Consider the following 24,620-nt stretch of genomic DNA (forward strand, 5'->3'; position numbering starts at 1 on the left):
TCAGGTAACAAACTTCATCATAAACAAGGCGAGGACCTTTGCAATACAATTGCAAAACCGGTGTCACGAGCTCAAAAGAAATGTGACGGGTCCATCATTGACGAGTTGAACCTGCATATCGGCACCAAAGACTCCGCTGCGCACCGGAATATTCTGTTTCTCCAGCTCCCGCAGGTAACCCTCGTATAGCTGTTTGCCCTGCTCCGGCTGGGCTGCCTTGCTGAAGCTGGGCCGACGCCCTTTGCGGGTATCTGCCGCCAGAGTGAACTGGGATATGGCAAGAATTGCGCCATGAATATCTCGCACATCCAGGTTCATCTTGTCATCACTGTCGGCAAACACCCGATATCCCACCGTCCTCTCGGCCATACGCGCAATCGTAGCCTCATCGTCGCCGGGCTCAATGCCAACCAGCAACAGCAGACCTTGACCAATGCGCCCCACACAATCACCGGACACCGTCACCGACGCTTCGCTGACACGCTGCAACAACACCTTCAATCGTCAATCCTCTTTTCCAGTCGATTTACCGCATCCATCAGTGCATTGGAAATCGCCGGGTCGGAGGAAGAATGACTGCCCCCTTCCACCCAGTGGAGTCGACTGCCTGGCAATACCTGATGCAGAGCAAGGGCCTGATCCGCCGGGCAGACAAAATCCCGGGTGCCGTGAACCATTTCCACCGGCAGGGTCATGCCGGCACAAGCCTCCAGCAACGGCGCTGTCAGGAAACCATCATGAAGAAAATAATGGGTTTCCTGCATGGCCATGCATAACTCATCGTCACTGGCTTCACCGGACGGTAGCACCGACGTTAACGCCAGCGTGGACTCCCAGTTACACCAGCTACGGGCATGATAGCGGGCACGATCTCCTTTCAGCCCCTGATGATAGCGCTGCAGCAGGCTCCCCTCGCCAGGCGGGGCCTGCTTCTGTAATGCAGCCCATTCTTCAGGGAACAGCCGCGCCGCACCCTCTGACGTATAAAGCCAGTCACGATCCTGCTGACGACAGAGGAAGACGCCCCGCAGCACCATACCGACGACTCGCTGCGGATGCGCCGCCAGATAGGCCAGAGCCAGAGTGACGCCCCAGGAACCACCAAACACTCGCCATCGCTCCACCCCAAGGGCCTCGCGGAGAGATTCCAGATCAGCAATCAGATGCGAGGTGGTATTGTGGCTGGTAGACGCAAAGGGACGGCTTTGACCACTACCCCGCTGGTCGAAGAGAATAATGCGAAACCGCCGGGGATCGAAAAAGCGGCCCATGAACGGCGAGCAACCGCCACCGGGGCCACCGTGCAACACGATCACTGGCACGCCGTTCGGGTTACCACTTTCTTCCACATAAAGCTGATGCCCCTGACCCACCGGCACCAGAGACTGCCGATAACTGTTCGGCAAGGGAAATAACGCCATGAGAACTGCACTTGTCTGCAGAAAGATTTCAGCATACCTGCTGCTGATTGCCCTGCAACTGTTGATCGCTGGCTGCAACAAAACACCACCGGAGCAAGCCATTCTGGATGCTCTGGAAAAGCTTGAGACAGCCATAGAAGCCGGCGATACCGGCACGGTTATGGATGCCCTCACCGATCCGGCAGAGATTCAGCGTGGCGGCCAGATCCTGCAGCGCGACGAGCTTCGGCGCCTGGTGATGGGCACTTTCCTGCGCTACCCGAAGCGTCAGCTCGCACTCACCCAGATCAACATCGAGCTGGATCCGGTTACCCAGCGCCACGCCCGCGTCACCTTCACCGCCTTCGCCTGGGGCGGGCAAAGCGTGATGCCCGACAACGCCGACAGCTACCGGGTGGTGAGCGACTGGCGCGAGGACGGAGAGTGGAAGATTGAGGGGCTGACGGCGAACGGGCTTAGGGAGTGAATTGATAATTGATAACGACGCGGGTTGGCGTTCTGTTATCTTTGAGTGCAAGAGGCCGCGACTAAACCATTGTCGCGGCCTCTTGCGTTTTAAGCTTTACTATCCCTTCTGGCGAGTTATCAATTATCCATTCTCAATCATCAATTGCCTTTCAATCCTCTTCCCCTGCTGTCAACTCTCCTTCCATATCCAGCTCCTTGATCTTGCGGGTAAGAGTGTTTCGCCCCCAGCCGAGCAGAGCGGCGGCGTCACGTTTGCGGCCGCCGGTGTGCTGCAGGGCCACTTCGATCATGGTGCGCTCAAAGCCGGGAACCGCCTGTTCGAGGATGCTGCGCTCACCCTGTGACAGGGCGCGATCGGCCCAGTTGCGCAGGGACTTGAGCCAGTCGCCGGACACATCAGCCCCCTTGGCGGCACCCGCTTCTTTCAATTCCGGGGGCAAATCATCCACAAGGACTTCGCGACCGGACGCCATTACGGTCAGCCAGCGACAGGTATTTTCCAGCTGCCGCACATTGCCCGGCCACGCCTGGGCAGACAGGTATTTCTCGGTATCCTTGTGCAGAATTTTCGGCTCCACACCCAATTCATGGCCTGCACGCTGGAGAAAATAATTGGCCAGCCGGGGAATGTCTTCGCGGCGCTCGGCCATACGCGGAATATGGATGCGAATCACGTTTAGCCGGTGGAACAAATCCTCCCGGAAGTCCCCTTCCTTCACCAGTTTTTCCAAATCCTGGTGGGTGGCGGCAATAATCCGCACGTCCACATGGATAGGCGTTGTACCTCCGACCCGGTAAAACTCACTTTCCTGCAATACCCGCAACAGACGGGTCTGCGCTTCCAGCGGCATATCACCGATTTCATCGAGAAACAGGGTGCCGCCATTGGCCTGCTCGAAGCGGCCTACACGCTGGTTGTTGGCGCCAGTAAAGGCACCTTTTTCATGGCCAAACAGTTCCGACTCGATCAGATCCTTGGGAATGGCCGCCATGTTCAGGGCAACGAAATTCTTTTCCCGCCGCATGGAATGGCTATGCAGTGCCCGCGCCACCAGCTCTTTACCGGTACCGGACTGGCCATTGATCAATACGGTGACGTTGGAATGGCTGAGCCGACCAATAGCGCGAAACACCTCCTGCATGGCCGGTGCTTCACCGATAATCTCAGTGGACTCTTCCTCCACCGCGGCCGGCTGTTCACCACGGGATTCTTCCCGGTGCTTGATGGCGCGGCGCACCAGCGCTACCGCCTCATCCACATCAAACGGCTTGGGCAGGTACTCAAAGGCCCCGCCCTGGTAGGAGGCCACCGCCGAATCCAGATCGGAATGGGCGGTCATGATGATCACCGGCAGGTCCGGATTCTTGCGCTGCAGGATCTTGAGCATGCGCAGGCCATCAGTACCGGGCATTCGCACGTCACTGATCAGCACCTCCGGCTCCTGCGCTCCCTCTTCCAGGGTATTCAGCGCCTCATCGCCATCTTCGAAACAGGTTACCGCGTATCCTTCCTGGCTCAGTGCCTTTTCCAGCACCCAGCGAATGGAGCGGTCATCGTCGACTACCCATACGGTTACGCTCATGACCGGCCTCTCCCTGGATTTTCACTGTTGTCGTTACTCACGGCTACATAGGCGCTCATGACTGTTCGCTCTCCGTTACTTCCGGCTGCTCCATTGGCAGCAAAATACTGAATACGGTTTTGCCCGGTACGCTTTCGCACTCGATCAGCCCCTGGTGCTGGCTGATGATGGACTGGGCAATGGACAATCCCAGCCCGGTACCACTGGCCCGGCCACTGACCATGGGATAGAACAGGGTCTCCTGCACATCCGGAGCTATGCCCGGGCCGTTGTCGATAATATCCACCCGCAGCACCAGGCGGTGGCGCAGTGAGCCGATGGTGAACTGCCGCAACACCCGTGTGCGCATGATGATGCGGGCATCCTCGGTGTGCGATTCCAACAAGGCCTGGGTGGCGTTGCGGATAATATTGAGCAGCACCTGGATCATCTGATCCCGGTCGGCGATCACATCCGGCAGGCTGATATCGTAATCCCGCCAGATGGACACACCCCTGGGATGTTCCGCCAGCAACAATTGCCGCACATGCTCCAGGCACTCATGGATATTCACCGCCTTGAATTCCGGCGGTTTGCGCGGACCCAGCATACGGTCTGCCACCGTGCGCAACCGGTCCGCCTCATCAATGATGACCTTGGTGTACTCGGTCAGATCCGGGGTCGGCAGGGCTCGCTCCAGCAACTGTGCAGCACCGCGGATGCCGCCCAACGGATTCTTGATCTCGTGTGCCACACCGCGCACCAGCGCCCGGGTGGCCTGATGAGCATGGATCAGCGCCTCTTCCCGGGTAATGCGCAACAGCCGGTCCAGCGGTTGAAGTTCCATCAACAGACACAGCGTCTGCCCCGGCTCATTGATCGGGCTGACTGAGTAATCCACCGTTATTTCATAGCCGGGGGACACTGCCAGGCGGGCTTCCCGACGGGTAAACGGATGCTCGTCCCGAATGCACTGGCGCAGGGCAGCACGGGCTTCCTCATCATCAAAGAAATAGTCCGGTAACGGCTGACCCATGGCACGGCTGGCACTGGTCGCAAGCAGCATTTCCGCCGCCGGATTCAGGTAGCGGACCTGCAGATTGTCATCAAGCATGATCACTGCGGTACGCAGGTGATCGAGTAAACGTTTGTGCAAGGTGACACCACCCATCAACTGTTGGCCCATAACAGGGCATAAGCAATTATCAGGCCACTTGGGCTGGCACCTATAATGCGTACCTAACAGGCACTACAACCCGACAGGACTCAGAGCCTATAATGAGTTTAGGGGATGGCAAGGCAGAATTGCACCAAAGCAGTGCTTTAAGGGCGGGCCGAATAGGGGCGCAGCGGCTGAACAGGGCGCTGCGATGTGCCAGGACGTATGGCGGTATCACCCCCGTTCGAGGGCTGCTGCTGCCGTTTGATATCCCCCACCGTTGTCCTGTGGATATAGATCTCAACAATTTCAGATTCGATCAGGACCTCACCCTCGGCACTCAAAATCCGAGCCTGAATTTGATGCGCGCCTCGCTCTGGCCGATCCAGTGAAGTTCCTTCAAGAACCTGACCATTATGCGTCAACTCCAGCCGATCGCCTGGTTGTAGCTGTGGCTTGATGGCCACTTCAATGGGTATCGACTCCACCGGGTTACGGATGGTCGCACCCGGCTCAGGACTGGAGACCGCCAGACCGGCATACTCCTGCCGGGAAACTACCGGAGGCGCACTTTTCCGTAGCTCGCTGTCCACCGGGCGCACTGTCTTTTTCGCACCCTCCACAGTGTTCACACTACGGATATCAACGGGCTCTGCCCCTGAAGACAAAGGCTTATCCGTGAACTGCACCGAACCGTCCGGCATCGTCTGCTTGTAAATTCTGGATTGCGCGGCGGAAGCGCCCTCTTCGTCGACAATCCCGTCTTCAGCCTGCAACACAACCGTCATAAGCAGCACGGCAATACCCGCTATCAACCTGAGCATCTGGACACCTCCCTCTTTCTTTCGATTCTGAACAGCCTCTGGAAAGATGAAAAGGGCAAAATGCACAAAACACCATATGCATTACCGTCTTTCTTCAGACAAAAAAAGCCCCCGACTAGCGGGGGCCTTCTTTCTGCGAGCTTTCCCAGGGGAAATCAGCAGGAGTAGTACATATCGAACTCCACCGGGTGCGGGGTCATGTTGAGACGTTCAACCTCACCACGCTTCAGGGCGATGTAGCCTTCCAGCATATCCTTGGAGAACACGTCGCCTTCGGTCAGGAAGTCCATATCGGCTTCCAGGCAATCCAGCGCCATGGTCAGGGTATGCGCCACGGTCGGGATGTCCTTGGCTTCTTCTGCCGGCAGATCGTACAGATCCTTATCCATGGCATCGCCAGGGTGCATCTTGTTCTTGATGCCGTCCAGGCCAGCCATCAGCAGAGACGCGAAACACAGGTACGGGTTCGCAGACGGATCAGGGAAACGCGCTTCGATACGACGCGCCTTGGCGCTGTTCACAAACGGAATCCGGATGGAAGCAGAACGGTTACGGGCAGAGTAGGCCAGCATTACCGGGGCTTCGAAGCCGGGCACCAGACGCTTGTAGGCGTTGGTGGACGCATTGGTGAACGCGTTCAGGGCACGGGCGTGCTTGATGATGCCGCCGATGAAGTACAGCGCTTCGTCGGACAGGCCTGCATAGCCGTCACCCGCGAACAGGTTTTTGCCATCTTTACCCAGGGACACGTGAACGTGCATACCGGAACCGTTATCACCGATCAGCGGCTTGGGCATGAAGGTGGCTGTTTTGCCGTAGGCGTGAGCCACGTTGTGTACGCAGTACTTGAGAATCTGTACTTCGTCAGCCTTGGCAGTCAGGGTGTTGGCGCCAACGCCGATTTCACACTGGCCCGCAGTACCCACTTCGTGGTGATGCACTTCGATCTGCAGACCCATCTGCTCCATGGCGGAACACATGGCGCCACGCAGGTCGTGCAGGCTATCTACCGGCGGAACCGGGAAGTAGCCGCCTTTCACGCCCGGACGGTGACCGATGTTGCCACCTTCGAAGTCTTCGTGGGATACCCACGCTGCTTCTTCGGAGTGAATATTGTACATGGAACCCTGCATGTCGGATTTCCACTGCACGGAATCAAATACGAAGAATTCCGGCTCCGGACCGAACAGTGCGGTGTCAGCAATACCGGTAGACTTCAGGTATTCCTCGGCACGACGGGCAACGGAACGCGGATCACGCTCATAACCCTGCATGGTGGACGGCTCGAGGATGTCGCAGCGCAGGTTGACGGTCGCCACATCAGTGAACGGGTCCAGTACGGCAGACTCGTCGTCCGGCATCATCACCATGTCGGACTCGTTGATGCCTTTCCAGCCAGCGATGGAAGAGCCATCGAACATTTTGCCATCCTGGAAGAAATCTTCGTCGATTTCGCCCACGGGGAGGGTTACGTGCTGCTCCTTACCACGGCTATCGGTGAAGCGCAGGTCCACCCATTTCACATCATTTTCTTTAATCAGCTTGAGGGTCTTTTCAGACATTGTCGTGCGTCCTCCTAAGGAACAGCGGGTTTGTCTCTGGCTCATGGCCCCGCCCCGCATCAGGGCAGAACAGAGAGCCGGTATTCTCGGCCACCAGGCCTGCTTTGCCAATAGGGAGGCAAGTTCCATGCCAGCCCTTTTTTAGCGCATTTGACGCTAAAATACAGAATCAGGGGAAAGATAGCACCTCATAGTGCATTATTGTGGTGCGCCGCACCATTTTATGGCACTAAAATAGTGCACCATTGTCTTCGCCGACCCGCAGGACCACAAACACCTCGTTGCCCGCCTCGCCGGTTTCCAGCACCTGATGCCCGTTGATACGGCACCAGGCAGGGATATCGCTTAGCGCTCCGGGGTCCGTGCATACCACACGCAGGCAATCGCCGGTGGCCAGAGTGCGCACCTTATTCTGCGTCTTGATCACCGGCATGGGGCACAACATGCGGCGCACATCCAGTTCATGAACAGCTTCGGTCATCAGGGATCCCTGGGTTCTGGGTTCTGGGTTCTGGGTTCTGGGTTCTGGGTTCTGGGTTCTAGCTTCTAGCTTCTAGCTTCTAGCTTCTAGCTTCTAGCTTCTAGCTTCTAGCTTCTAGCTTCTAAAGAGGGTGCCGCGCCCCAAACGAAGCACAACCCCAGCAGCACTTTTTTGTTTTCCTCGCAGCCAACAGCTCATAGCTGCCTTTACCCCACATTCCAGGCCAACGGCACTGCATCCGGGTGAAATGGCTCTACAGTGACCTGGCGCGCCACACCATCCGGGCTGCGCACTTCCAGGGTAACCTCATCCGACGAACGCCCCTTGGAATAACGGGCCACGATCGCCGCCGCCTGCTGCATTTCCTCATCATTCTGGAAATTGCCATCCACCAAGGCCAAAGGCCCCGGGCAGCTCACTGTGGTAATGCTGGTAAACTGGTAGCGATACCCCTCCAGGAAACGGTTCTCGCCTTCCTCCCGGCTGATGATCAGCTTTAAATGGGGCTGCGGACGTATATGACGCCCCACCTTTAACAGCATGATGTCATCAAGCTCGTAGCGACGCTCGTTGCGGGACTTCCACAGATCCGCCAACTTGTTGGAATAGGATTCGTCGGTAAGAAAGCAGCAACCACCGGCAGGCTGGGCAAAGTCATCCAGCCCGAACTTCTTGGCCAGGGCCATTTGCGGCTTACGGCTGCGGCCGGAAAAATCGTGCAGGGATTCCCGGTCTACCCAGCCCTCACGTTCGGGCAGGGTAGCTGGCAAGTTCTTCGCGCATAGCGGCCGCAGCAGACGCTCGTCCGCGCCGGATTCCGCGCTGATAATCGGCATGGTTGCCTTGCGCTGGCTTTTCGGACGCTGGCCGATCACCTCGCCAGTGACGATAAAATCAAAACCCCTATCGCCGGCCAACTCCCGGGCCTTGTTGATCATCAGGGTGGCCTGGTTAACCATGAAAATCTTGCAGTCCAGACAAGGGTTGAGGTTGGCCCCGTAGCCATGTCTGGGGTTGAGCACCACATCTTTGTACTCCTCGGAGATATCAATGATGTGCATCTTGATGCCCAGCTGTTCGGCCACCCACAGGGCGTTATTACGCTTTTCCTTGTCCTTGTCCTTCTTGCGGATGGCATGGGTATGGCCTTCCACACAGAAACCGGTGAAGAAATTGACGCCCTCCACCTCAATCCCCTGCTCCTGCATCACCTTCACTGCCAGCATGGAATCCAGCCCGCCGGACACCAGTGCGATAGCACGGCGCTTAATCGGTTGGGTTGACTCAGTTACAGAAGACATCATGTGAAAAAACCTGCTGCCTTGATCGGCGCTCAAAAAATGGGCGGCGCAGTATAGCAATCACGCGCTCCTGACGCACCCTTCACCCCGGCCTGGCTGTCACCTGAAGGGCACGCAGGGCTCCTCAAGACAGGCAGCGTCCGTGCATAATCGGGGAATCAAAATGCCAAAACCTGGCCGGAGGGCACAGCACCAATCACTGATCCAAGCCCCGCTACAACTAATTTGAGCAGTGGCCTGAGCCTGTGAATTGAACCGGGTCTTTCCGCACAACCCCACGGTCAACGGCAGCTACCGCCTCTACTGTGTGCGAGGAATCCCAAAGACCTGCTGATCTTCAGCTATGGGAGGCAGATCAGCGCGCTCAGAGAATCAAGGCGTAACGGCGGGATCAGGTTCGCTAACCGGCACCGGTCCGGCCACGGCGAAATGCTTTTTGGAGAACGCGATACGTTCCGCCACCGGGCGACGGATATTGCCGAGGCTGTCCAGGTGGTCCTCAATAATACTGCAGCGACGCAGCAGACCATCATCCATGGCGATCTGGATGTTCAACCCTGGTCGGGCATTCAGCTCCAACATCATCGGCCCGAATTCCCGGTCCATCACCAGATCCACCCCCAGATAGCCCAGGCCGGTCAGATCATAACAACGGGCGGCCAGCTCCAGACACTCTTCCCAGTCCGGCACGGTCAGGCCGGCCACCGCATTGGCGGTGTCTGGATGGCGCTCGATTCTCTGGTTGTGCCAGGTGCCACCCAGAGTCACGCCGCTGGACAGGTCCAGACCCACACCAATAGCACCCTGATGCAGGTTGGCCTTGCCCTGGGATTGGCGGGTAGGCAGACGCAGCATGGCCGCCACCGGGTAACCCTGCAGCACGATGATGCGAATATCCGGCACCCCCTCGAAACTGATGCGATTGAACAGCTCGGTGGACCGCACCCGGTATTCAATCAGGGCCTGATCACGGTGGCCGCCCAGGGAATAAATACCGGAGATAATCCCGGAAATATGATGCTCCAGCTCCTCGGTAGTCACGATGCGCCCGGAGGCGGAACGGAAATAGTCCTCGAAGCGATCGGCAATCACCATGATACCGTCACCGCCCGCACCCTGAGCCGGCTTGATGACGAAATCCCGATGGGTTTCCACCACCCGGTGCAGGGTGCTGATTCCCTGTTCGGTGGCGATGGCACCGTACAGCTCCGGCACCCGAATGCCCGCATCCAGCGCCATCTGCTTGGTCTGCAGCTTGTCGTCCACCAGCGGATACAGACTGCGCTTGTTATAGCGGAGGATGTAATCACCGTTGCGCTGGTTAATACCCATTACGCCACGGGCACGCAGGGCCTTGCGGGTCTTGGACCAGAACATGTCAGCGCTCCACCATCGCCCGGAAGCGCATCAATTCAGTGAGGCGGTAGCCACGGTAATGCCCCATCAACACCATCACTGCGGACATGCACAACAGCACACCCGGGAAGGTAAAGACGAAATAGACCAGCGGCGGCCATACCATAAGCAAATGACACAACACCGCAGCCACTAGGGTACCCAGCGCCACTTTCAGGGACTGGGTTCCACCGCGCTCTTCCCAGACAATGGAAACCCGCTCGATCACCATGGTCAGAATCACCATGGGGAACAGTGCCACCGACAACCCTGATGACACACCCAACTTATAGCCAAACAGACTGATGACTGCCATCAGGATTACCACAAAGGTGAGCACAATGGACAGCCGCGCCAACAGCTGCAGTTTCAAATGCTCAAGATAGGAGCGCACCGACAGGCCAATAGCGGTGATGAAGGTAAACAGCAGCACCCCCCAGATCACCTGGGTTTCCCGGAACGCCAAGGCAATCAACACTGGCGTAAAAGTGCCCAGAGTTTCCATACCCACCAGGGAACGGATCAGCAGGACCAGCAGTACGCCCACCGGGATCATCATCAGAATGCGGAATAGCTGCTGAGAGGGCAGCGGCAACTCGTACAGGGAGAAATCGATAAAGCTGCTGGCATCCTGCAGCCGCAGGGACCGAGCCAGTTGCAGGGCACTCATTTCATTACGGTGCACGCTCAGTGTCATATTCGCCGAGCGCCCGCCTTCGACATTCAGCAACGACTCACTGCCGCTCCACCATACCACTCGGTCATCCGGCAAACCCTGCTGGCCATCCAGCGGGTTGAAGTACAGCCAGCGCTTTCCGTTATAGGTCCGCAACCACAGTTCGGGCTGCTGTTCCTGACTTTCCACCAGTCGCAGGGTATGCACCGGCTGAGCAGGAATATGGGACATGGCAAGCAGCAGATCCACTACCTGGGCTCGGTTTTCCGGACTCACATCACCGCCGAGCAACAACTGGACGTTGTCGTTTTCCAGTTCATTCACCCGCTTGATGGTTTCGCCAATGAAGGTTTCCACATCGGCGGAATGCTGACGGATCGGCTGCAACAGCGCTTCGGCCGCCAACTTTTCCGCTCCGTCCAGCACCGGGGCCGGCCGGAACTGGGGGCCCGGCTCATTCTCGCGGGTTTCCGCAAAACGGGGGGTAAGCATCAGCCGATAGTAAAGATACTGATTACCCTCGGCACGACGGGCGGACCAGGTGACCTGTCGGTTGCCCTTCTCCACATTGACGTTTACGCCATAGTTATTGGAGATAAAGCTTTCGTTGAGGGTGGTGTAACCGGCCCCCTGTGGCGGCACGAACATGCGCACCTTGATCGGTTTGTTGGCCCTGGCAGTAAAGCTGACCTGGGCATCGACCACCCACACCGGGTCCTTCTCATCCTGAGTCAGCGGCACCTTCTGCACTAGCAACTGGTAAGCGATACTGCCGCCACCCAGCAGCAAGAGAAACACGGCCAAAATCCGTGCCTGTAGTTTGACAGACCCCATGTTAATGCGCCCCGGCAGCCTCCATCATCAGTTCATCCTCCTGATCCTCCCGGCAGCGTGGCGCGCCCACAGACATGGACAACGACGGGTCTACCAGGGCTCCCAGGCCCATCAGGGCATCCGCACCGACCAGAAGCGGGTAACGAAACTCGCTCCGGTCTGTCAGATTGACATCTATTTTCTGCTCACGATCGCCCATGCATATCGTCAACGTCACCATTGGCCGGCGGCTGAAATCCCGCTCGCCGTCCTGAACACTCTCTGCCCGGCGCTTTATCCGCACATGCCCGGCCAGTGGCAATTCCACGTCATCCCACTGATTCTGCTGGATGCCCCACTCTTCACGGTCATCCCTGTCGATGGCTATATCAAACTCAACCATTTTCACCCCGTCACGCTCAAAGGTCTTTATGTAACGGGCACTCAGGGAGGCGGAGTCCGCCCCGGTGTCCAGCTTGGCCGGCACCGTAATACCCAGTTCACCGACATGCACGCTTTCGTGCAGACCATAGATTCTCTTGTTGACTGGTGGCACCTCAGACAGGGCCACGGCAGGCACCAGCGCCCCTATCAGCACCAAGGGGATTCGCATCATAACAACCTGATTATAAAAGCGTTATTGCCGAATTTTCGGCACCGACAACGGAAAAAGACGGTGAGTCTGACCCTTCTCCGGGGAAATGGTTGCGCCATTCTAGGCGATCCGCAGCCCACTCGCAGGAACAACCGTAAATTTTTGAATCTTTTCACATTCGCAAATGTTACGCGAAAGCCTGACCGACGGGCTATCACCTGCGCCCAGCGCTGGTATAATGCGCGCCCCCGCGGGATGCCAGACCCTTTTCAACGCCCACTACGTGGCTGCGTACAGGTCGAGATCAGGCACGAGCGTCATCCCGCCCATTTCTTAACGGAGCTACATCTGTGATTGAACGTCTGCGCAATATCGCCATCATCGCCCACGTTGACCACGGCAAGACCACCCTGGTGGACAAGCTGTTGCAACAATCCGGCACCCTGGGAGATCGCGCTGGCGATATTGAGCGGGTAATGGACTCTAACGATCTGGAGAAGGAACGGGGCATCACCATCCTCTCCAAGAACACTGCCATCCAGTGGAATGAATACCGCATCAACATCGTCGACACCCCCGGCCACGCCGATTTCGGTGGCGAGGTAGAGCGGGTCATGTCCATGGTGGATTGCGTATTGCTGCTGGTAGACGCGGTGGATGGCCCCATGCCGCAAACCCGCTTCGTAACCCAGAAAGCCTTTGCCGCCGGCCTCAAGCCGATCGTGGTAATCAACAAAATCGACCGCCCGGGCGCGCGACCGGACTGGGTCATGGATCAGGTATTCGACCTGTTCGATAACCTTGGCGCCACCGACGAGCAACTGGATTTCCCGGTCATTTACGCGTCAGCCCTGAACGGCATTGCCGGTCTGGAAGCAGACAACATGGCCGACGACATGACCCCGCTGCTGCAGACCATCGTCGACAAGGTGGACTACCCGAACGTGGACGCGGACGGTCCGTTCCAGATGCAGATTTCCTCCCTGGACTACAACAGCTACCTGGGCATCGTCGGCATTGGCCGGGTCAAGCGCGGCAACATCAAGGCCAACAGCCCGGTGAAAGTAATCGGCGCCGATGGCAATGTCCGCAATGGCAAGATCCTCACCATCATGGGCTATCACGGTCTGGAGCGTGTTGACGCCCCCACTGCCTCTGCCGGCGAAATCGTCTGCATCACCGGCCTCGACCCGCTGAACATTTCCGACACCCTGTGTGATCCGGCCAGCGTGGAAGCGTTGCCGCCGTTGAGCGTGGACGAGCCCACCGTGAGCATGTTCTTCCACGTGAACACCTCGCCGTTCGCCGGCCAGGATGGCAAATTCGTCACCAGCCGCCAGATCCGCGAACGCCTGGAAGCGGAGCTCAAGCACAACGTGGCCCTGCGCGTGGAAGAAACCGGCAGCGCCGACCAGTTCCGCGTCTCCGGCCGTGGCGAGCTGCACCTGTCCGTGTTGATCGAGAACATGCGTCGCGAAGGCTTCGAGCTGGCCGTTGGCCGCCCGCAGGTGATCATCCGTGAAGAGGATGGCGTCAAGCAGGAGCCCTACGAAACCGTGATCGCCGATGTGGAAGAGCAACACCAGGGTGCCATCATGGAGCATCTGGGTCTGCGTCGTGCGGAAATGACCAACATGGAGCCGGACGGCAAGGGCCGGGTACGCCTCGAGTTCCTGGTGCCCAGCCGTGGTCTGATCGGCTTCCGTAGCCAGTTCCTGACCCTCACCTCCGGCACCGGCATCCTCAACAGCACCTTCAGCCACTACGGCGAATACAAGGCCGGCGACATGGCCAAGCGCATCAACGGTGTGCTGGTGTCCATGGTCAAGGGCAAGGTGCTGGGCTTCGCCCTGTTCAACCTGCAGGAGCGTGGCCGGATGCTGATCGATCCGAACGTGGATGTGTACGAAGGCCAGATCATCGGCATCCACAGCCGCGGCAACGACCTGGTGGTCAACCCCACCAAAGGCAAGCAGCTCACCAACATGCGCGCCTCCGGCACCGATGAAAACATCGTCCTGACTCCGCCGATTCGTTTCAGCCTGGAGCAGGCACTGGACTTCATCGAAGATGACGAGCTGGTGGAAGTGACCCCGAACTGTCTGCGTATCCGCAAGAAGCTGCTTACCGAAACCGAGCGCAAGCGCGCCGGACGGTAAACGCAACAATGGTCGCGGGGAGGAATGCGCAAAGCGAATTCCTCCCTCTAAGCCAACGTTTGACACAAAAAAGCCGGGCGATGCCCGGCTTTTTTGTGTCCAACCTTTTTCAACGCAGCAGCATCAACATCACCACCGCGCCGATCACCATTCCCAACAACAACCCCTGGGTGAAAGAGCGCTGCGCCTCCGGGCGAGCCGCTTGCACGGTGTCTGCAGGCTGACTGGTCTCAAACTCGGCGATCACCTCGCGAGCTCTCGACTCATCGCTTTCCGCCACCCACACCGACGCCAGGCCCGCCGCAGGCAGCTCTCCTACGGCTCCCTGCAACATGTCGCCCTGAACCTGCGCCATGATACCCACCTGATCCAGCAGGTCCGCCAGCATATGCGCTTCAATACCGTCGCGGGCATGGAAAACACACTTCACGGCAGTGCCCTCTCATTCATCAGGGGTTGACCGCTTCCTTGCTCACCACCTCCAGCAGGGTGTAACGCAAGCTGCTGCCGTCTGCTGGCGGTGACGCCACTTCCTCTATTTTTACTCGCAGCGTATAGCGGTGACCGGGCTCGAACTCGAAACCATCGATATGATTATAGAAAAGCTGAAAGTTGGCTTCGTCATCACTGCGCACCCTCAGACAATCCATTGGCCCCGCACCGATACAGGCAGAAGAATAAGGAGCAACATGCAGAATATCGCCGGGCTTGTCTTCTTGTTCACCACAAGCAACCAGTAAAAACAGCGCCGCAAACAGCGTGTGTTTCAGTATCATGGTACCAGCCTTGTTATTTTTTCCCTCACAGGTAACAAGCAGTACCATGCGCGGCCCACCAAGGCAAAACATAAGCGCCATACACCGCCGCAGTACGAACGGACGAAAAATTCGCTTCCGGCACGGCTGCCACTAGACTTGAAACAGGTTCCCATGCTCCATATCGCACTGTTCGAACCGGAAATCCCCCCCAACACCGGTAACATCATCCGCCTGGCCGCCAACACCGGGGCCCACCTGCACCTGATAGAGCCACTGGGCTTTTCCCTGGAGGAAAAGAAACTGCGCCGCGCCGGGCTGGACTACAATGAACTGGCCCACCTCACCGTGCATGCAGATTTTGTCGCTTTTCTGGACGCAATGGAGGGTAAACGCCTGTTTGCCCTGACCACCCGGGCCAGCCAGCCACACAGTGATGCGGTGTTCGCAGACGAGGATGTGCTGCTGTTCGGTCCGGAAACCCGCGGCCTGCCCACCGACATTCTCGACAGCCTGCCACCCACCCAAAAACTGCGCCTGCCCATGGTGGCGAACAGCCGCAGCCTCAATCTTGCCAATGCGGTGTCGGTGACGCTGTATGAGGCATGGCGGCAGCTGGACTACATAGGGGCAATTGATAATTGAGAATGGATAATTGATAACTCGCGGGAACGGACATCAAGTCCTGAAACGCAAGAGGCCGCGTCCAAGCGTTTGGACGCGGCCTCTTGCATTTAAAGACAATAGCAACGCCAATCCGTGGCGTTATCAATTATCCATTTTCAATTATCAATTCTTACTGAACCGTCTCACCCTCAGCTTCAGCCTGCGCTTTCGCCTGCTGCTGGCGTTGCTGCTGGTACAGGGCATCGAAGTTGATCGGTTGCAGTACCATTTGCGGGAAGGAGCCCTTGGCGACCAGATCCGAGACCACTTCGCGCACATAGGGAAACAGCAGGTTCGGGCAGTAGGCACCGAGCAACTGGGCCCGCTCTTCGCCCTCCACACCCTTCACGGTAAAGATACCGGCCTGCTTCACTTCTGCCAGATAGAAGGTTTTCTCTTCCTTCTCGTCCTTGGCGGTAACCGTGACAGTCAACTCCACTTCAAATTCATCGGTCTCGCCAATGCGGCGGGCGCCGTTATTGAGCTGCACATTGACCTTGGGTTTCCACTCTTCCAGGAACACTTCCGGCGCCCCCGGGCACTCGAAAGAGGCATCTTTCAGATAAATACGCTGCAGCTGGAAAACCTGTTGTTGTTCGGCCATGGTTTTTCTCCTGTTACTTTGTTCCCGACTCCCCCGAATTGGCGCCGAGCAGCGAATCCAGCTCCCCTGCGCGCTCCAGAGCATAAAGTTCATCACAACCGCCGATGGGGCGATCATCAATAAAGATCTGTGGCACCGTACGAGCCCCGCCACGCTGCATCATCACCGCACGTTGATCAGGCTGTCGATCCACATCCGTATCGTGGTACGGAATGTTTTTGCTGTTCAGCAACTGCTTGGCGCGAACGCAAAAAGGGCACCAACCTGTGGTATAAAGCTCCACTTTGGCCATATTCACCTCCTGCCTAGTCTTTAACCACAGGCAGGGAAGCCCCGCGCCAGGCGTTAAGTCCGCCCTGGATGCGATACAGCTCGTCAAAGCCCTTACCACGCAGCTGACGACCGAGATGTGAGGCCTTGGCGCCCATATCACAAGTCAGAATAATGGGTTTGTCCTTGTATTTTTCCAGTTCTGCAATACGCTCAAGGGCCTGGCTGGCAGGGATATTGATGCTGCCGGCAATATGTCCGGCACGAAACTCATCGCTATCGCGCAGGTCAACAATCACCGCATCCTTCTGGTTGACCAGATTGGTGGCCAGCTGAGGACTCAGAGCCTTGCCGCCACGGCGGGACTCAAGCACAAAGAAAACGGCCCACAGCAGAAAAAAGGCGGACACCAGAAGGTAATGGTTACTGGCAAATTCAAGCAATTGGCTCATTGGAACCCCGAATCAGTGGCAATGGCCGACGCTGTGCAGATAATTGGACAGCCCCGCGCCGATGGAAAATCGGCGCCAAGTATACACACCCGCAAGGGGGTAAGGTAAAACCATGCGCCCCGGATTACTGCTGCTATTACTCCTGCCCGCCCTGGCCTGGGGCGAAAATACACCGTCAAAGGCCCAACTGGCGCAGCTCAAGGACCGCATCAGCGAGCTCAGTGCCGCCCAGAACCGGGAACTGCGCGAGCGGGATTCAGTTCAGGCGGATCTGCGCGAAGCCGAGCTTCGCATCAGTCGCCTGTCCCGTGAACAACGCAATCTGGAACAACAGGCCGGCGAGGCCCGCCAGCGACTGGCCAAACTGGAAAAGGAACAGGCTCAGCTGGCCCGGGAAAAGCAGACCCAGCTCGACTGGCTGGCCAAAACCGTCCGCGCCAGTTATCAGGCCGGCCGCCAGGAACGCATCAAACTGCTGCTGAACCAGGAGCAACCGGACCAGATTGCCCGCCTGCTGCGCTACCAGGAATACTACCAGCGCGCCCGCAGCAATCGCCTGCAACAGGTCAATGGTGAGCTGGATGAACTGATGGCTGTCAGCCTGCGCGTGGAGCAGGCCCGCCAGGCACTGCTCGACAAGCGCAGTGACGTACAGCGCCATGCAGACAAGTTGCAGGGGGCCCAGAAAAGCCGCCAGCAGACCCTGGCCAGCCTGAACCGCTCCCTGGATGACCGCAGCTCCAGCCTCAGCCAGCTCAGGCGAGACCAGCAGCAGCTGGAAAAATTGCTGGCAGATATGCAGCGCAGTCTGAACGATATCCCCGCCGACCTGGGCGGAACGCCCTTCGGCAAGCTGGCCGGCAAACTGCCATGGCCTCTGGACGGAAACATTGGCACCAGCTACAACAGCGCCCGCGAAGGGGCGCTACGCTGGCAGGGCGTGATTTTGAATGCGTCTGCCGGCACGCCGGTGCGGTCGGTATACGCCGGTCGCGTCGTGTTTGCAGACTGGCTGCGCGGCTACGGCCTGCTCACCATTGTCGATCACGGTAACGGCTACCTGACCCTGTATGGCTATAACCAGAGCCTGTTGCGGGAAGTCGGCGAGTGGGTCTCCGCCGGTGACAGCCTGGCACTGGCCGGCAATTCCGGCGGCAATCGTGCCAGTGGTCTGTACTTCGAGATACGTCATCGCGGCAAGGCGGTGAACCCCACACGTTGGTGTAATCACCGTGTTACACTGCCGCCACTGGCCCAAAACACAAATGATTGAAGCACGCGCATTGATCTCGCGTGCCTGCCGGGGATACTGAATGCCAACGCCAACCTTGTCCTTTCTGCGCACAGCTGTGGTGACGGCACTGCTGTCCGCCGCTCCCTTCGCCAGCCTTCATGCCGAAGACCCGGCGCTGGATCAACAGGCCCGCCAGCAGGGCATACCGGTGGATGAACTGCGTGCCTTTGCCGAAGTCATGGAGCGCATCCGCGGCGCCTATATCGATGAGGTTGATGACCGCGAACTGCTTGAATCAGCCATTCGCGGCATGCTCTATGAACTGGACCCGCATTCCAGCTACCTGACCCCGGACCAGTTTGACGACCTGCAGGTCACCACCACCGGTGAATTCGGCGGCCTGGGTATCGAAGTCACCATGGAAGACGGCTTCGTCAAGGTGGTTACCCCGGTGGACGGCTCACCGGCCAGCAAGGCCGGCATCCAGGCCGGCGACCTGATCCTGAAAATCGACGAGACCTTTGTGAAAGGTCTGAGCCTGGGCGAAGCCGTAGAGCTGATGCGCGGTGAGATCGGTTCGGAAATCGAACTGATGGTGCTTAGTGACGGGGATGACAAACCTCACCAGGTCACCCTCGAGCGCGACAAGATCCAGCTGCACAGCGTCAAATCCCGCATGCTGGAGCCTGGGCTGGGCTATTTGCGCATTTCCCAATTCCAGAACAATACCGGCGACGATGCCCGCAAAGCCCTGGACAAACTCGCCAAGGAAGATACCTTGCGTGGCCTGGTGCTGGACCTGCGCAACAACCCCGGCGGTGTACTGGGTAGCGCCGTGGAAGTGGCCGACCTGTTCATGGACAACGGCCTGATTGTTTATACCCAGGGCCGCGAGAAAAGCAGTCGCAGCGACTTCAATGCCAAACCCGGCGACCGCCTGAATGGCATGCCCATGGTGGTACTGGTCAACGGCGGCAGCGCCTCCGCCTCGGAAATCGTCGCTGGCGCCCTTCAGGATCAGGGCCGCGCCATCGTGGTGGGTAATCGCACCTTCGGCAAGGGCTCGGTACAAACGGTGCTACCGCTGAGCAAGGACAAGGCCCTGAAGCTGACCACTGCCCGTTACTACACACCCGATGGACGCTCCATTCAGGCCGAAGGCATTGAACCGGATATCGCCGTGGACGTGGTTACCAAATTCGAGGTCCGTGAAGACATGCAGGTACGAGAGGCAGACCTGCCTCGCCACCTGAACAACGAAAACGGAGAAACCCGCGACGACGGCAAGCGCCAGTCTCTTGCCCAGGAAGATTACGCCCTGGCACAGGCCCTGTCCGTGCTGAAAGGCGTAGTACTGGCTCGCAACAACGACAGTCGCTAATGCACCGTTTCGCAATCGGTCTGGCGCTGTTGCTGGCCACCGCCACTGCCACAGCCCAGCCGCGCATTGCCATCATCATTGATGATCTGGGGTATCACCGCCAGAACGGCCAGGCCATTGCCGATCTACCTGCACCGGTGACCTGCGCGGTGATCCCCTATTCCCCTCACGGACGCAAACTGGCCGAGCGCGCCAGTCGGGCCGGCAAGGAAGTGCTGGTACATCTGCCCATGGACGCCGGCCAGCATATTCGCCTGGATCGCGGCGGACTCCGGCAGGGCATCAGCGAAAACGAACTGCTCGATACCGTACGCCAGGCACTCAGTCAGATCCCCCAGGCACGGGGCCTCAACAACCACATGGGTAGTGCACTCACCGAACAGGACGAACCCATGGGCTGGCTGATGTCAGAACTGAAAGCCCATCAACTGTTCTTTGTGGATAGCCGCACCAGTGGCCGCTCAGTGGCACAGCAGGTGGCACGACAACAGGGGCTGGCCAACGCCGGACGTGACATCTTTCTGGATAACGAGCGTGATCTGGTCAAGATCAACGCCCAGTTCAATAAACTGATCCGGCTCGCCCGTCAGCGCGGCCAGGCGATTGCCATCGGCCACCCTTATCCGGAAACCGTTCATTATCTACAGCAGGTACTACCGCTGATGGACGATGCCGGCATTCAAGTGGTGCCAGTTTCTTCGCTACTGGACACCCCGGCGCTGGACACTGCCACTACGGGAAATAGCACCCACGCCGGGTCCTGAGTCCGGTTATTCGGAAACCGGAGCGGGCTGTCCCCGGCCGATACCGGTGAGCCTGGCATAGCCGATCATCAGGAAGCCGAAGACAAACATCAGCACCCCGTACACCGCTGACGGCACCGACATGGCTTCGGAGTGCAACAGGGTCAGGGTCACCATCAGCCCCAGGGTGCCATTCTTGATGCCCAGCTCGATGGCCACGGTAAAGGCCTGGTCCCGGCTCAGGCCAATCAGGCGCCCCCCCACCAAACCCAGCACCAGGCCGGCAATGTTCAGAATTACCGCCGACAACCCTGCCTTGCGGAACAGATCCAGCGCTTCTTCACCCAGCTCTACCATCAGCAACGCAATCACCGCCACCAACACCAGCAGACCCAGCAAGCCTACCGCCTTCTCGCCCTTTTCCGCCCAGTCCTGACGGAAATGGCGAATCGTCATGCCCACTGCCACCGGCAGCAGAATGATCACAAACAGAGTAATGATGGTGCGCAGCACCGGCAGCTCCAGCACCTTGTCCGCATCCTGAAAGCGCTCCAGCGCCCAACCGGTAAATGCCGGCAGGGTAACAATGGTGATCAGGCTGGCCAGCACTGTCAGTACGATGGACAGGGCCACATCACCACGGCCCAGATAGACGAAAAGATTGGACGTTGTACCACCCGGACAGGCGGCAATCACGATCAGCCCCACCGCCAATGCAGGGGACAACTCCAGCGCCAGGGCCACCCCCAGGGCAATGAGCGGCAATAAAAGAATCTGGGCCAGCAGGCCGAAGAAGGTGCCGCGCGGGGCGATGGCGACTTCGCGGAAGTCCTTGGGAGTCAGGGTCATGCCCATCCCCACCATGATCAAAAACAGCGACACCGGCAGGCCGATATCGATTAGCGCATTGGAACCCATTGCCACTCTCCCGAGGTTTTATTCTTGGTAACGTCTCGAGAGTAAAACAGGATTTCACTGACAGCCAGTACAAAGCGGCTGTCTTGCCACATCTGCGACCCCGGTCTGATATACCTGTTGGCGCTTTGCTCGCAAAGCGAAGGGTAAAGGCAACCGAAAGATTCGTGTTGCGAACAAAGCGCCAGCGGGTCGACTCAGTAGCGCGCCGCTGAAATATAACGGCCGCTAGCCCAGTCGCATCTCCACCCCGGCCGCCTGCATGAACTGCTTGGCCTCCTGCACGGAGTATTCGCCGAAGTGGAAAATGGAAGCGGCGAGCACCGCATCGGCACCACCCTGAACCACGCCGTCCACCAGGTGCTGCAGGTTACCAACACCGCCAGAAGCGATCACCGGCACCGGCACTGCGTCGGCAATGGCCCGGGTCAGGGCAATATCAAAGCCGTTCTTGGTACCATCCCGGTCCATGCTGGTGAGCAGGATTTCACCGGCACCGTAGTCGGTCATCTGCTTTGCCCAGGCTACCGCATCCAGCCCGGTGGGCTTGCGGCCACCATGGGTGAAGATTTCCCAGCGATTGGACTCGCTCTCGGCACTGACTTTCTTGGCATCAATGGCAACCACGATGCACTGGGACCCGAAACGCTCCGCCGCTTCGCGCACAAATTCCGGATTGTGCACCGCCGCCGAATTGATACCGACCTTGTCAGCACCGGCATTGAGCAGATTACGGATATCTTCCAGAGTCCGTACGCCGCCGCCCACGGTGAGCGGAATAAACACCTGGCTGGCGATCCGCTCCACGATGTGCAGGGTGGTGTCACGCTCCTGGTGGCTGGCAGTGATATCCAGAAAGGTAATTTCGTCAGCGCCGGCGTCGTTGTAGCGCTTGGCAATCTCCACCGGGTCACCGGCATCGCGGATGTCCACGAACTGCACGCCCTTGACCACCCGGCCGGCGTCCACATCGAGACACGGAATAATGCGTTTGGCTAAGCCCATAATGCGTCCCCGTCAGGCGCCGATCAGTTCGTCGGACAGTGCCTGGCCTTCGCCGAAGTCCAGGGTATTCTCGTAGATGGCGCGGCCGGTAATGGCACCACTGATGCCCTTATCCGCCACTGCACACAGGTTACGCACGTCATCCAGATTGGTGATACCACCGGAAGCAATCACCGGGATGGACATGGACTGGGCCAGGCGCACGGTGGCGTCCACATTGACGCCCTGCAGCATGCCGTCACGGCTGATATCGGTATAGACGATGGCGGAGACGCCGTCGTTCTCGAACTGTTTGGCCAGATCGATCACATCCACATCAGTGACATTGGCCCAGCCATCGGTGGCGACCTTGCCATCCTTCGCATCCAGACCAACGATGATGTGGCCGGGGAACTGCTGGCACATTTCCTTGACGAACTGCGGCTCGTTAACCGCCTTGGTGCCGATAATCACCCATTGCACCCCGGCATCCAGATAGGCCTGGATGATTTCCGGGCTGCGAATACCGCCGCCAATCTGGATCGGTAGATCCGGATGCGCCTTGGCAATTGCCTTGACGATATCACCATTCACCGGCTCACCGGCAAAGGCACCGTTCAGGTCCACCAGGTGCAGACGACGGGCTCCGCGCTCCACCCAGTGGCTGGCCACAGCCACCGGGTCATCGGAAAACACCGTATCGTCTTCCATACGCCCCTGCTTCAGGCGTACACATTTACCGTCTTTCAGGTCGATGGCGGGAATCAAAAGCATGTCAAAATCTCAAAAGCTGGGTTTACGCTTGCGCGGGGAATAACGACGTTAGTAGTGACATTACTGTCGGCGACCCACTGCAACGGTCAGCGACTTCACGGCTGCCAGCGCAGGAAATTTTCCAGCAGGGTCAGGCCGGCATCTGCGCTCTTCTCCGGGTGAAACTGCACCGCAAAGACATTTTTTCGGGTAGCCGCAGCGGCAAAGGACAGGCCGTAGTCGCAACGACCCGCCACTTCCTCATCCACCAACCCGGTGACGCAGTAGCTGTGCACGAAGTAGAACCGGGTGTTATCGGCAATGCCTGCCCACATGGGGTGCGCCATACCCTGTCGCACCTGGTTCCAGCCCATGTGCGGCACTTTCAGGCGGCCACCGGTATCATTCTGCAACTCGCCGAAAAAGGTCACCTGACCGCCGAACACGCCCAGGCAATCGACGCCGTTGTTCTCCTCACTGCGCGCCATTAGGGCCTGCATGCCCACACAGATGCCCAACACCGGCTTGCCGGCGGCAATCACATCCAGAATGGCCCGGTCCAGGCCGGTGTCGCGCAGCACTGCGATACAATCGCGGATGGCACCCACACCAGGGAACACCACCCGATCGGCCGCCCGCACCTGATCCGGGTCACCGGTGATGACGATCTGCTGGCCACTGGCTACCTTTTCCAAGGCCTTGCCGGCGGAGTGCAGATTGCCCATGCCGTAATCAATGACGGCTACTACTTCACTCATAAGCTGTGATTACTCGCTTTCGCTCAGGGTGCCCTTGGTGGACGGGGTAATGCCGCTCATGCGCGGGTCCGGCTCCACCGCCATGCGCAGGGCACGACCGAAAGCCTTGAACACAGTCTCTGCCTGATGGTGGGCGTTCTTGCCACGCAGGTTATCGATGTGCAGGGTGATCATGGCGTGGTTCACCAGGCCCTGGAAGAATTCGTAGAACAGGTCCACGTCGAAGCCGCCGATGCTGCCCCGGGTAAAGTCCACGAACATTTCCAGGCCGGGACGGCCAGACAGGTCCAGCACCACGCGGGACAGGGCCTCATCCAGTGGCACATAGGCATGACCGTAACGGCGCACCCCTTTCTTGTCGCCAATCGCCTTGGTAAAAGCCTGGCCTAGGGTAATGCCGATGTCTTCCACCGTGTGGTGGGCATCGATGTGCAAATCCCCCTTGGCCTTGATCTCGATATCCACCAGACCATGGCGGGCCACCTGGTCCAGCATGTGCTCCAGGAACGGCAGGCCGGTATCCAGTTTGCACTGGCCGGTGCCATCCAGATTGATGGAGACCTGGATCTGGGTTTCCAGGGTGTTGCGCTCAACAGTGGCGCTGCGCTTGCTCATCTATATCTCCAGGGGTTACCCAGGGCAGTGGGCCGGTTATTATACGCACCCTGACAGAGCCTAACCAGCGGAGC

At 58.5% G+C, this 24,620-nt stretch carries 27 protein-coding genes; 6 read left to right on the forward strand and 21 right to left on the reverse strand.

All coding sequences use genetic code 11. From position 1 onward, the window contains the following. Positions 1-63: 63 nt before the first annotated feature. Both dtd and pip read right to left on the reverse strand, forming a co-directional pair. Complete coding sequence (dtd, locus tag ACMG4M_RS15140) at positions 64-501, reverse strand: D-aminoacyl-tRNA deacylase (RefSeq protein WP_035245158.1); 438 nt, start codon at positions 499-501, stop codon at positions 64-66. Next, positions 498-1,421 carry a prolyl aminopeptidase gene (pip, locus tag ACMG4M_RS15145; RefSeq protein ID WP_035245161.1) on the reverse strand — a complete coding sequence of 308 codons (924 nt, stop codon included), beginning with the start codon at positions 1,419-1,421 and terminating at the stop codon, positions 498-500. The genes dtd and pip overlap by 4 nt, the downstream gene beginning before the upstream one ends. On the opposite strand from pip, the gene ACMG4M_RS15150 reads away from it, so the two are divergent. After that, on the forward strand, positions 1,420-1,887 hold the full coding sequence (locus ACMG4M_RS15150) for a nuclear transport factor 2 family protein (RefSeq protein WP_035245162.1): 468 nt from the start codon (positions 1,420-1,422) through the stop codon (positions 1,885-1,887). The two genes, pip and ACMG4M_RS15150, sit on opposite strands and share 2 nt — an antisense overlap. Positions 1,888-2,038: 151 nt before the next feature. On the opposite strand, the gene glnG is transcribed toward ACMG4M_RS15150, so the two are convergent. From glnG to ACMG4M_RS15195, 9 genes are all read right to left on the reverse strand, one after another. Next, entirely contained in the window at positions 2,039-3,472 is a 1,434-nt protein-coding gene (glnG, locus tag ACMG4M_RS15155; protein WP_035245163.1) for a nitrogen regulation protein NR(I), read from the reverse strand. A 55-nt stretch (positions 3,473-3,527) separates the two neighbouring features. Beyond that, the gene (gene glnL / locus ACMG4M_RS15160; protein ID WP_035245165.1) at positions 3,528-4,637 is read right to left on the reverse strand and encodes a nitrogen regulation protein NR(II); all 1,110 of its coding nucleotides are present in this window, start codon (positions 4,635-4,637) and stop codon (positions 3,528-3,530) included. Positions 4,638-4,774: 137 nt separating this feature from the next. Beyond that, a complete protein-coding gene (locus ACMG4M_RS15165; protein ID WP_414430320.1) occupies positions 4,775-5,500 on the reverse strand; it encodes a hypothetical protein in 726 nt (241 codons plus the stop codon). Between the two features lie 89 nt (positions 5,501-5,589). Next, positions 5,590-6,996, reverse strand: a complete 1,407-nt coding sequence (gene glnA / locus ACMG4M_RS15170; RefSeq protein ID WP_035245168.1) for a glutamate--ammonia ligase — start codon at positions 6,994-6,996, stop codon at positions 5,590-5,592. Positions 6,997-7,225: 229 nt separating this feature from the next. Continuing rightward, on the reverse strand, positions 7,226-7,477 hold the full coding sequence (locus ACMG4M_RS15175) for a sulfurtransferase TusA family protein (protein WP_035245170.1): 252 nt from the start codon (positions 7,475-7,477) through the stop codon (positions 7,226-7,228). Between the two features lie 206 nt (positions 7,478-7,683). Next, the gene (locus tag ACMG4M_RS15180; protein WP_414430322.1) at positions 7,684-8,781 is read right to left on the reverse strand and encodes a tRNA (5-methylaminomethyl-2-thiouridylate)-methyltransferase; all 1,098 of its coding nucleotides are present in this window, start codon (positions 8,779-8,781) and stop codon (positions 7,684-7,686) included. Between the two features lie 369 nt (positions 8,782-9,150). Continuing rightward, complete coding sequence (locus tag ACMG4M_RS15185; protein ID WP_414430324.1) at positions 9,151-10,155, reverse strand: alpha-L-glutamate ligase-like protein; 1,005 nt, start codon at positions 10,153-10,155, stop codon at positions 9,151-9,153. Between the two features lies 1 nt (position 10,156). Beyond that, a complete protein-coding gene (locus ACMG4M_RS15190) occupies positions 10,157-11,683 on the reverse strand; it encodes an inactive transglutaminase family protein (RefSeq protein ID WP_272962135.1) in 1,527 nt (508 codons plus the stop codon). Position 11,684: 1 nt separating this feature from the next. Next, complete coding sequence (locus tag ACMG4M_RS15195) at positions 11,685-12,278, reverse strand: ATP-dependent zinc protease (protein ID WP_035245174.1); 594 nt, start codon at positions 12,276-12,278, stop codon at positions 11,685-11,687. A 329-nt stretch (positions 12,279-12,607) separates the two neighbouring features. On the opposite strand from ACMG4M_RS15195, the gene typA reads away from it, so the two are divergent. Continuing rightward, positions 12,608-14,416 carry a translational GTPase TypA gene (typA, locus tag ACMG4M_RS15200; RefSeq protein ID WP_035245175.1) on the forward strand — a complete coding sequence of 603 codons (1,809 nt, stop codon included), beginning with the start codon at positions 12,608-12,610 and terminating at the stop codon, positions 14,414-14,416. A gap of 109 nt (positions 14,417-14,525) precedes the next feature. Here the strand turns inward: typA and ACMG4M_RS15205 are convergent, their stop codons facing one another. Together ACMG4M_RS15205 and ACMG4M_RS15210 are read right to left on the reverse strand one after the other, a co-directional pair. Next, a complete protein-coding gene (locus ACMG4M_RS15205) occupies positions 14,526-14,846 on the reverse strand; it encodes a DUF2007 domain-containing protein (RefSeq protein WP_272962134.1) in 321 nt (106 codons plus the stop codon). 19 nt (positions 14,847-14,865) lie between these two features. Then, a complete protein-coding gene (locus tag ACMG4M_RS15210; protein ID WP_052042467.1) occupies positions 14,866-15,192 on the reverse strand; it encodes a DUF4377 domain-containing protein in 327 nt (108 codons plus the stop codon). Between the two features lie 153 nt (positions 15,193-15,345). Between ACMG4M_RS15210 and trmL the strand changes: the two genes are divergently transcribed. Beyond that, a complete protein-coding gene (trmL, locus tag ACMG4M_RS15215; protein ID WP_414430325.1) occupies positions 15,346-15,816 on the forward strand; it encodes a tRNA (uridine(34)/cytosine(34)/5-carboxymethylaminomethyluridine(34)-2'-O)-methyltransferase TrmL in 471 nt (156 codons plus the stop codon). A gap of 151 nt (positions 15,817-15,967) precedes the next feature. On the opposite strand, the gene secB is transcribed toward trmL, so the two are convergent. From secB to ACMG4M_RS15230, 3 genes are read right to left on the reverse strand one after another with little or no spacing between them, the layout of a single operon-like run. Beyond that, the gene (gene secB / locus ACMG4M_RS15220; RefSeq protein WP_035245181.1) at positions 15,968-16,441 is read right to left on the reverse strand and encodes a protein-export chaperone SecB; all 474 of its coding nucleotides are present in this window, start codon (positions 16,439-16,441) and stop codon (positions 15,968-15,970) included. A gap of 13 nt (positions 16,442-16,454) precedes the next feature. Further along, positions 16,455-16,733 (reverse strand): glutaredoxin 3, encoded by a 279-nt coding sequence (gene grxC / locus ACMG4M_RS15225; RefSeq protein WP_272962133.1) that lies wholly within the window; start codon positions 16,731-16,733, stop codon positions 16,455-16,457. A 13-nt stretch (positions 16,734-16,746) separates the two neighbouring features. After that, complete coding sequence (locus ACMG4M_RS15230; protein ID WP_035245184.1) at positions 16,747-17,163, reverse strand: rhodanese-like domain-containing protein; 417 nt, start codon at positions 17,161-17,163, stop codon at positions 16,747-16,749. Between the two features lie 112 nt (positions 17,164-17,275). Here ACMG4M_RS15230 and ACMG4M_RS15235 point away from each other — a divergent pair, with 112 nt between their 5' ends. Genes ACMG4M_RS15235 through ACMG4M_RS15245 form a run of 3 tightly spaced genes read left to right on the forward strand, consistent with a single transcriptional unit; the run spans position 17,276 to position 20,542 of the window. Next, positions 17,276-18,436, forward strand: coding sequence for a murein hydrolase activator EnvC family protein (locus tag ACMG4M_RS15235; RefSeq protein WP_414430326.1), 1,161 nt, complete (start codon positions 17,276-17,278; stop codon positions 18,434-18,436). A gap of 40 nt (positions 18,437-18,476) precedes the next feature. Beyond that, complete coding sequence (locus ACMG4M_RS15240; protein WP_414430327.1) at positions 18,477-19,778, forward strand: S41 family peptidase; 1,302 nt, start codon at positions 18,477-18,479, stop codon at positions 19,776-19,778. Then, positions 19,778-20,542, forward strand: a complete 765-nt coding sequence (locus ACMG4M_RS15245; protein ID WP_414430328.1) for a divergent polysaccharide deacetylase family protein — start codon at positions 19,778-19,780, stop codon at positions 20,540-20,542. The genes ACMG4M_RS15240 and ACMG4M_RS15245 overlap by 1 nt, the downstream gene beginning before the upstream one ends. 6 nt (positions 20,543-20,548) lie before the next feature. Here ACMG4M_RS15245 and ACMG4M_RS15250 read toward each other — a convergent pair whose 3' ends face one another. The 5 genes from ACMG4M_RS15250 to hisB all read right to left on the reverse strand — a co-directional run bounded on the left by ACMG4M_RS15250 (position 20,549) and on the right by hisB (position 24,546). Beyond that, positions 20,549-21,439 carry a bile acid:sodium symporter family protein gene (locus ACMG4M_RS15250; protein ID WP_035245189.1) on the reverse strand — a complete coding sequence of 297 codons (891 nt, stop codon included), beginning with the start codon at positions 21,437-21,439 and terminating at the stop codon, positions 20,549-20,551. A gap of 225 nt (positions 21,440-21,664) precedes the next feature. Further along, a complete protein-coding gene (gene hisF / locus ACMG4M_RS15255) occupies positions 21,665-22,441 on the reverse strand; it encodes an imidazole glycerol phosphate synthase subunit HisF (protein WP_035245191.1) in 777 nt (258 codons plus the stop codon). Between the two features lie 12 nt (positions 22,442-22,453). Continuing rightward, entirely contained in the window at positions 22,454-23,194 is a 741-nt protein-coding gene (hisA, locus tag ACMG4M_RS15260) for a 1-(5-phosphoribosyl)-5-[(5-phosphoribosylamino)methylideneamino]imidazole-4-carboxamide isomerase (protein WP_414430329.1), read from the reverse strand. A 95-nt stretch (positions 23,195-23,289) separates the two neighbouring features. Further along, entirely contained in the window at positions 23,290-23,931 is a 642-nt protein-coding gene (hisH, locus tag ACMG4M_RS15265; protein WP_414430330.1) for an imidazole glycerol phosphate synthase subunit HisH, read from the reverse strand. 9 nt (positions 23,932-23,940) lie between these two features. Further along, the gene (gene hisB / locus ACMG4M_RS15270; RefSeq protein WP_035245197.1) at positions 23,941-24,546 is read right to left on the reverse strand and encodes an imidazoleglycerol-phosphate dehydratase HisB; all 606 of its coding nucleotides are present in this window, start codon (positions 24,544-24,546) and stop codon (positions 23,941-23,943) included. Positions 24,547-24,620: the final 74 nt, after the last annotated feature.

This window comes from Alcanivorax sp. IL3 (assembly GCF_047495465.1).
Classification (GTDB): Bacteria; Pseudomonadota; Gammaproteobacteria; order Pseudomonadales; family Alcanivoracaceae; genus Alcanivorax; species Alcanivorax jadensis.

What these genes read in the sequence shown, in the direction of transcription:
- ACMG4M_RS15150 (WP_035245162.1), top strand. Translation starts at nt 1,420, where the DNA reads ATGAGAACTGCACTTGTCTGCAGAAAGATTTCAGCATACCTGCTGCTG.
- pip (WP_035245161.1), bottom strand. Translation starts at nt 1,421, where the DNA reads ATGGCGTTATTTCCCTTGCCGAACAGTTATCGGCAGTCTCTGGTGCCG.
- glnG (WP_035245163.1), bottom strand. Translation starts at nt 3,472, where the DNA reads ATGAGCGTAACCGTATGGGTAGTCGACGATGACCGCTCCATTCGCTGG.
- glnL (WP_035245165.1), bottom strand. Translation starts at nt 4,637, where the DNA reads ATGGGCCAACAGTTGATGGGTGGTGTCACCTTGCACAAACGTTTACTC.
- glnA (WP_035245168.1), bottom strand. Translation starts at nt 6,996, where the DNA reads ATGTCTGAAAAGACCCTCAAGCTGATTAAAGAAAATGATGTGAAATGG.
- ACMG4M_RS15175 (WP_035245170.1), bottom strand. Translation starts at nt 7,477, where the DNA reads ATGACCGAAGCTGTTCATGAACTGGATGTGCGCCGCATGTTGTGCCCC.
- ACMG4M_RS15180 (WP_414430322.1), bottom strand. Translation starts at nt 8,781, where the DNA reads ATGATGTCTTCTGTAACTGAGTCAACCCAACCGATTAAGCGCCGTGCT.
- ACMG4M_RS15185 (WP_414430324.1), bottom strand. Translation starts at nt 10,155, where the DNA reads ATGTTCTGGTCCAAGACCCGCAAGGCCCTGCGTGCCCGTGGCGTAATG.
- ACMG4M_RS15190 (WP_272962135.1), bottom strand. Translation starts at nt 11,683, where the DNA reads ATGGGGTCTGTCAAACTACAGGCACGGATTTTGGCCGTGTTTCTCTTG.
- ACMG4M_RS15195 (WP_035245174.1), bottom strand. Translation starts at nt 12,278, where the DNA reads ATGATGCGAATCCCCTTGGTGCTGATAGGGGCGCTGGTGCCTGCCGTG.
- ACMG4M_RS15210 (WP_052042467.1), bottom strand. Translation starts at nt 15,192, where the DNA reads ATGATACTGAAACACACGCTGTTTGCGGCGCTGTTTTTACTGGTTGCT.
- trmL (WP_414430325.1), top strand. Translation starts at nt 15,346, where the DNA reads ATGCTCCATATCGCACTGTTCGAACCGGAAATCCCCCCCAACACCGGT.
- secB (WP_035245181.1), bottom strand. Translation starts at nt 16,441, where the DNA reads ATGGCCGAACAACAACAGGTTTTCCAGCTGCAGCGTATTTATCTGAAA.
- grxC (WP_272962133.1), bottom strand. Translation starts at nt 16,733, where the DNA reads ATGGCCAAAGTGGAGCTTTATACCACAGGTTGGTGCCCTTTTTGCGTT.
- ACMG4M_RS15230 (WP_035245184.1), bottom strand. Translation starts at nt 17,163, where the DNA reads ATGAGCCAATTGCTTGAATTTGCCAGTAACCATTACCTTCTGGTGTCC.
- ACMG4M_RS15235 (WP_414430326.1), top strand. Translation starts at nt 17,276, where the DNA reads ATGCGCCCCGGATTACTGCTGCTATTACTCCTGCCCGCCCTGGCCTGG.
- ACMG4M_RS15240 (WP_414430327.1), top strand. Translation starts at nt 18,477, where the DNA reads ATGCCAACGCCAACCTTGTCCTTTCTGCGCACAGCTGTGGTGACGGCA.
- ACMG4M_RS15245 (WP_414430328.1), top strand. Translation starts at nt 19,778, where the DNA reads ATGCACCGTTTCGCAATCGGTCTGGCGCTGTTGCTGGCCACCGCCACT.
- ACMG4M_RS15250 (WP_035245189.1), bottom strand. Translation starts at nt 21,439, where the DNA reads ATGGGTTCCAATGCGCTAATCGATATCGGCCTGCCGGTGTCGCTGTTT.
- hisF (WP_035245191.1), bottom strand. Translation starts at nt 22,441, where the DNA reads ATGGGCTTAGCCAAACGCATTATTCCGTGTCTCGATGTGGACGCCGGC.
- hisA (WP_414430329.1), bottom strand. Translation starts at nt 23,194, where the DNA reads ATGCTTTTGATTCCCGCCATCGACCTGAAAGACGGTAAATGTGTACGC.
- hisH (WP_414430330.1), bottom strand. Translation starts at nt 23,931, where the DNA reads ATGAGTGAAGTAGTAGCCGTCATTGATTACGGCATGGGCAATCTGCAC.
- hisB (WP_035245197.1), bottom strand. Translation starts at nt 24,546, where the DNA reads ATGAGCAAGCGCAGCGCCACTGTTGAGCGCAACACCCTGGAAACCCAG.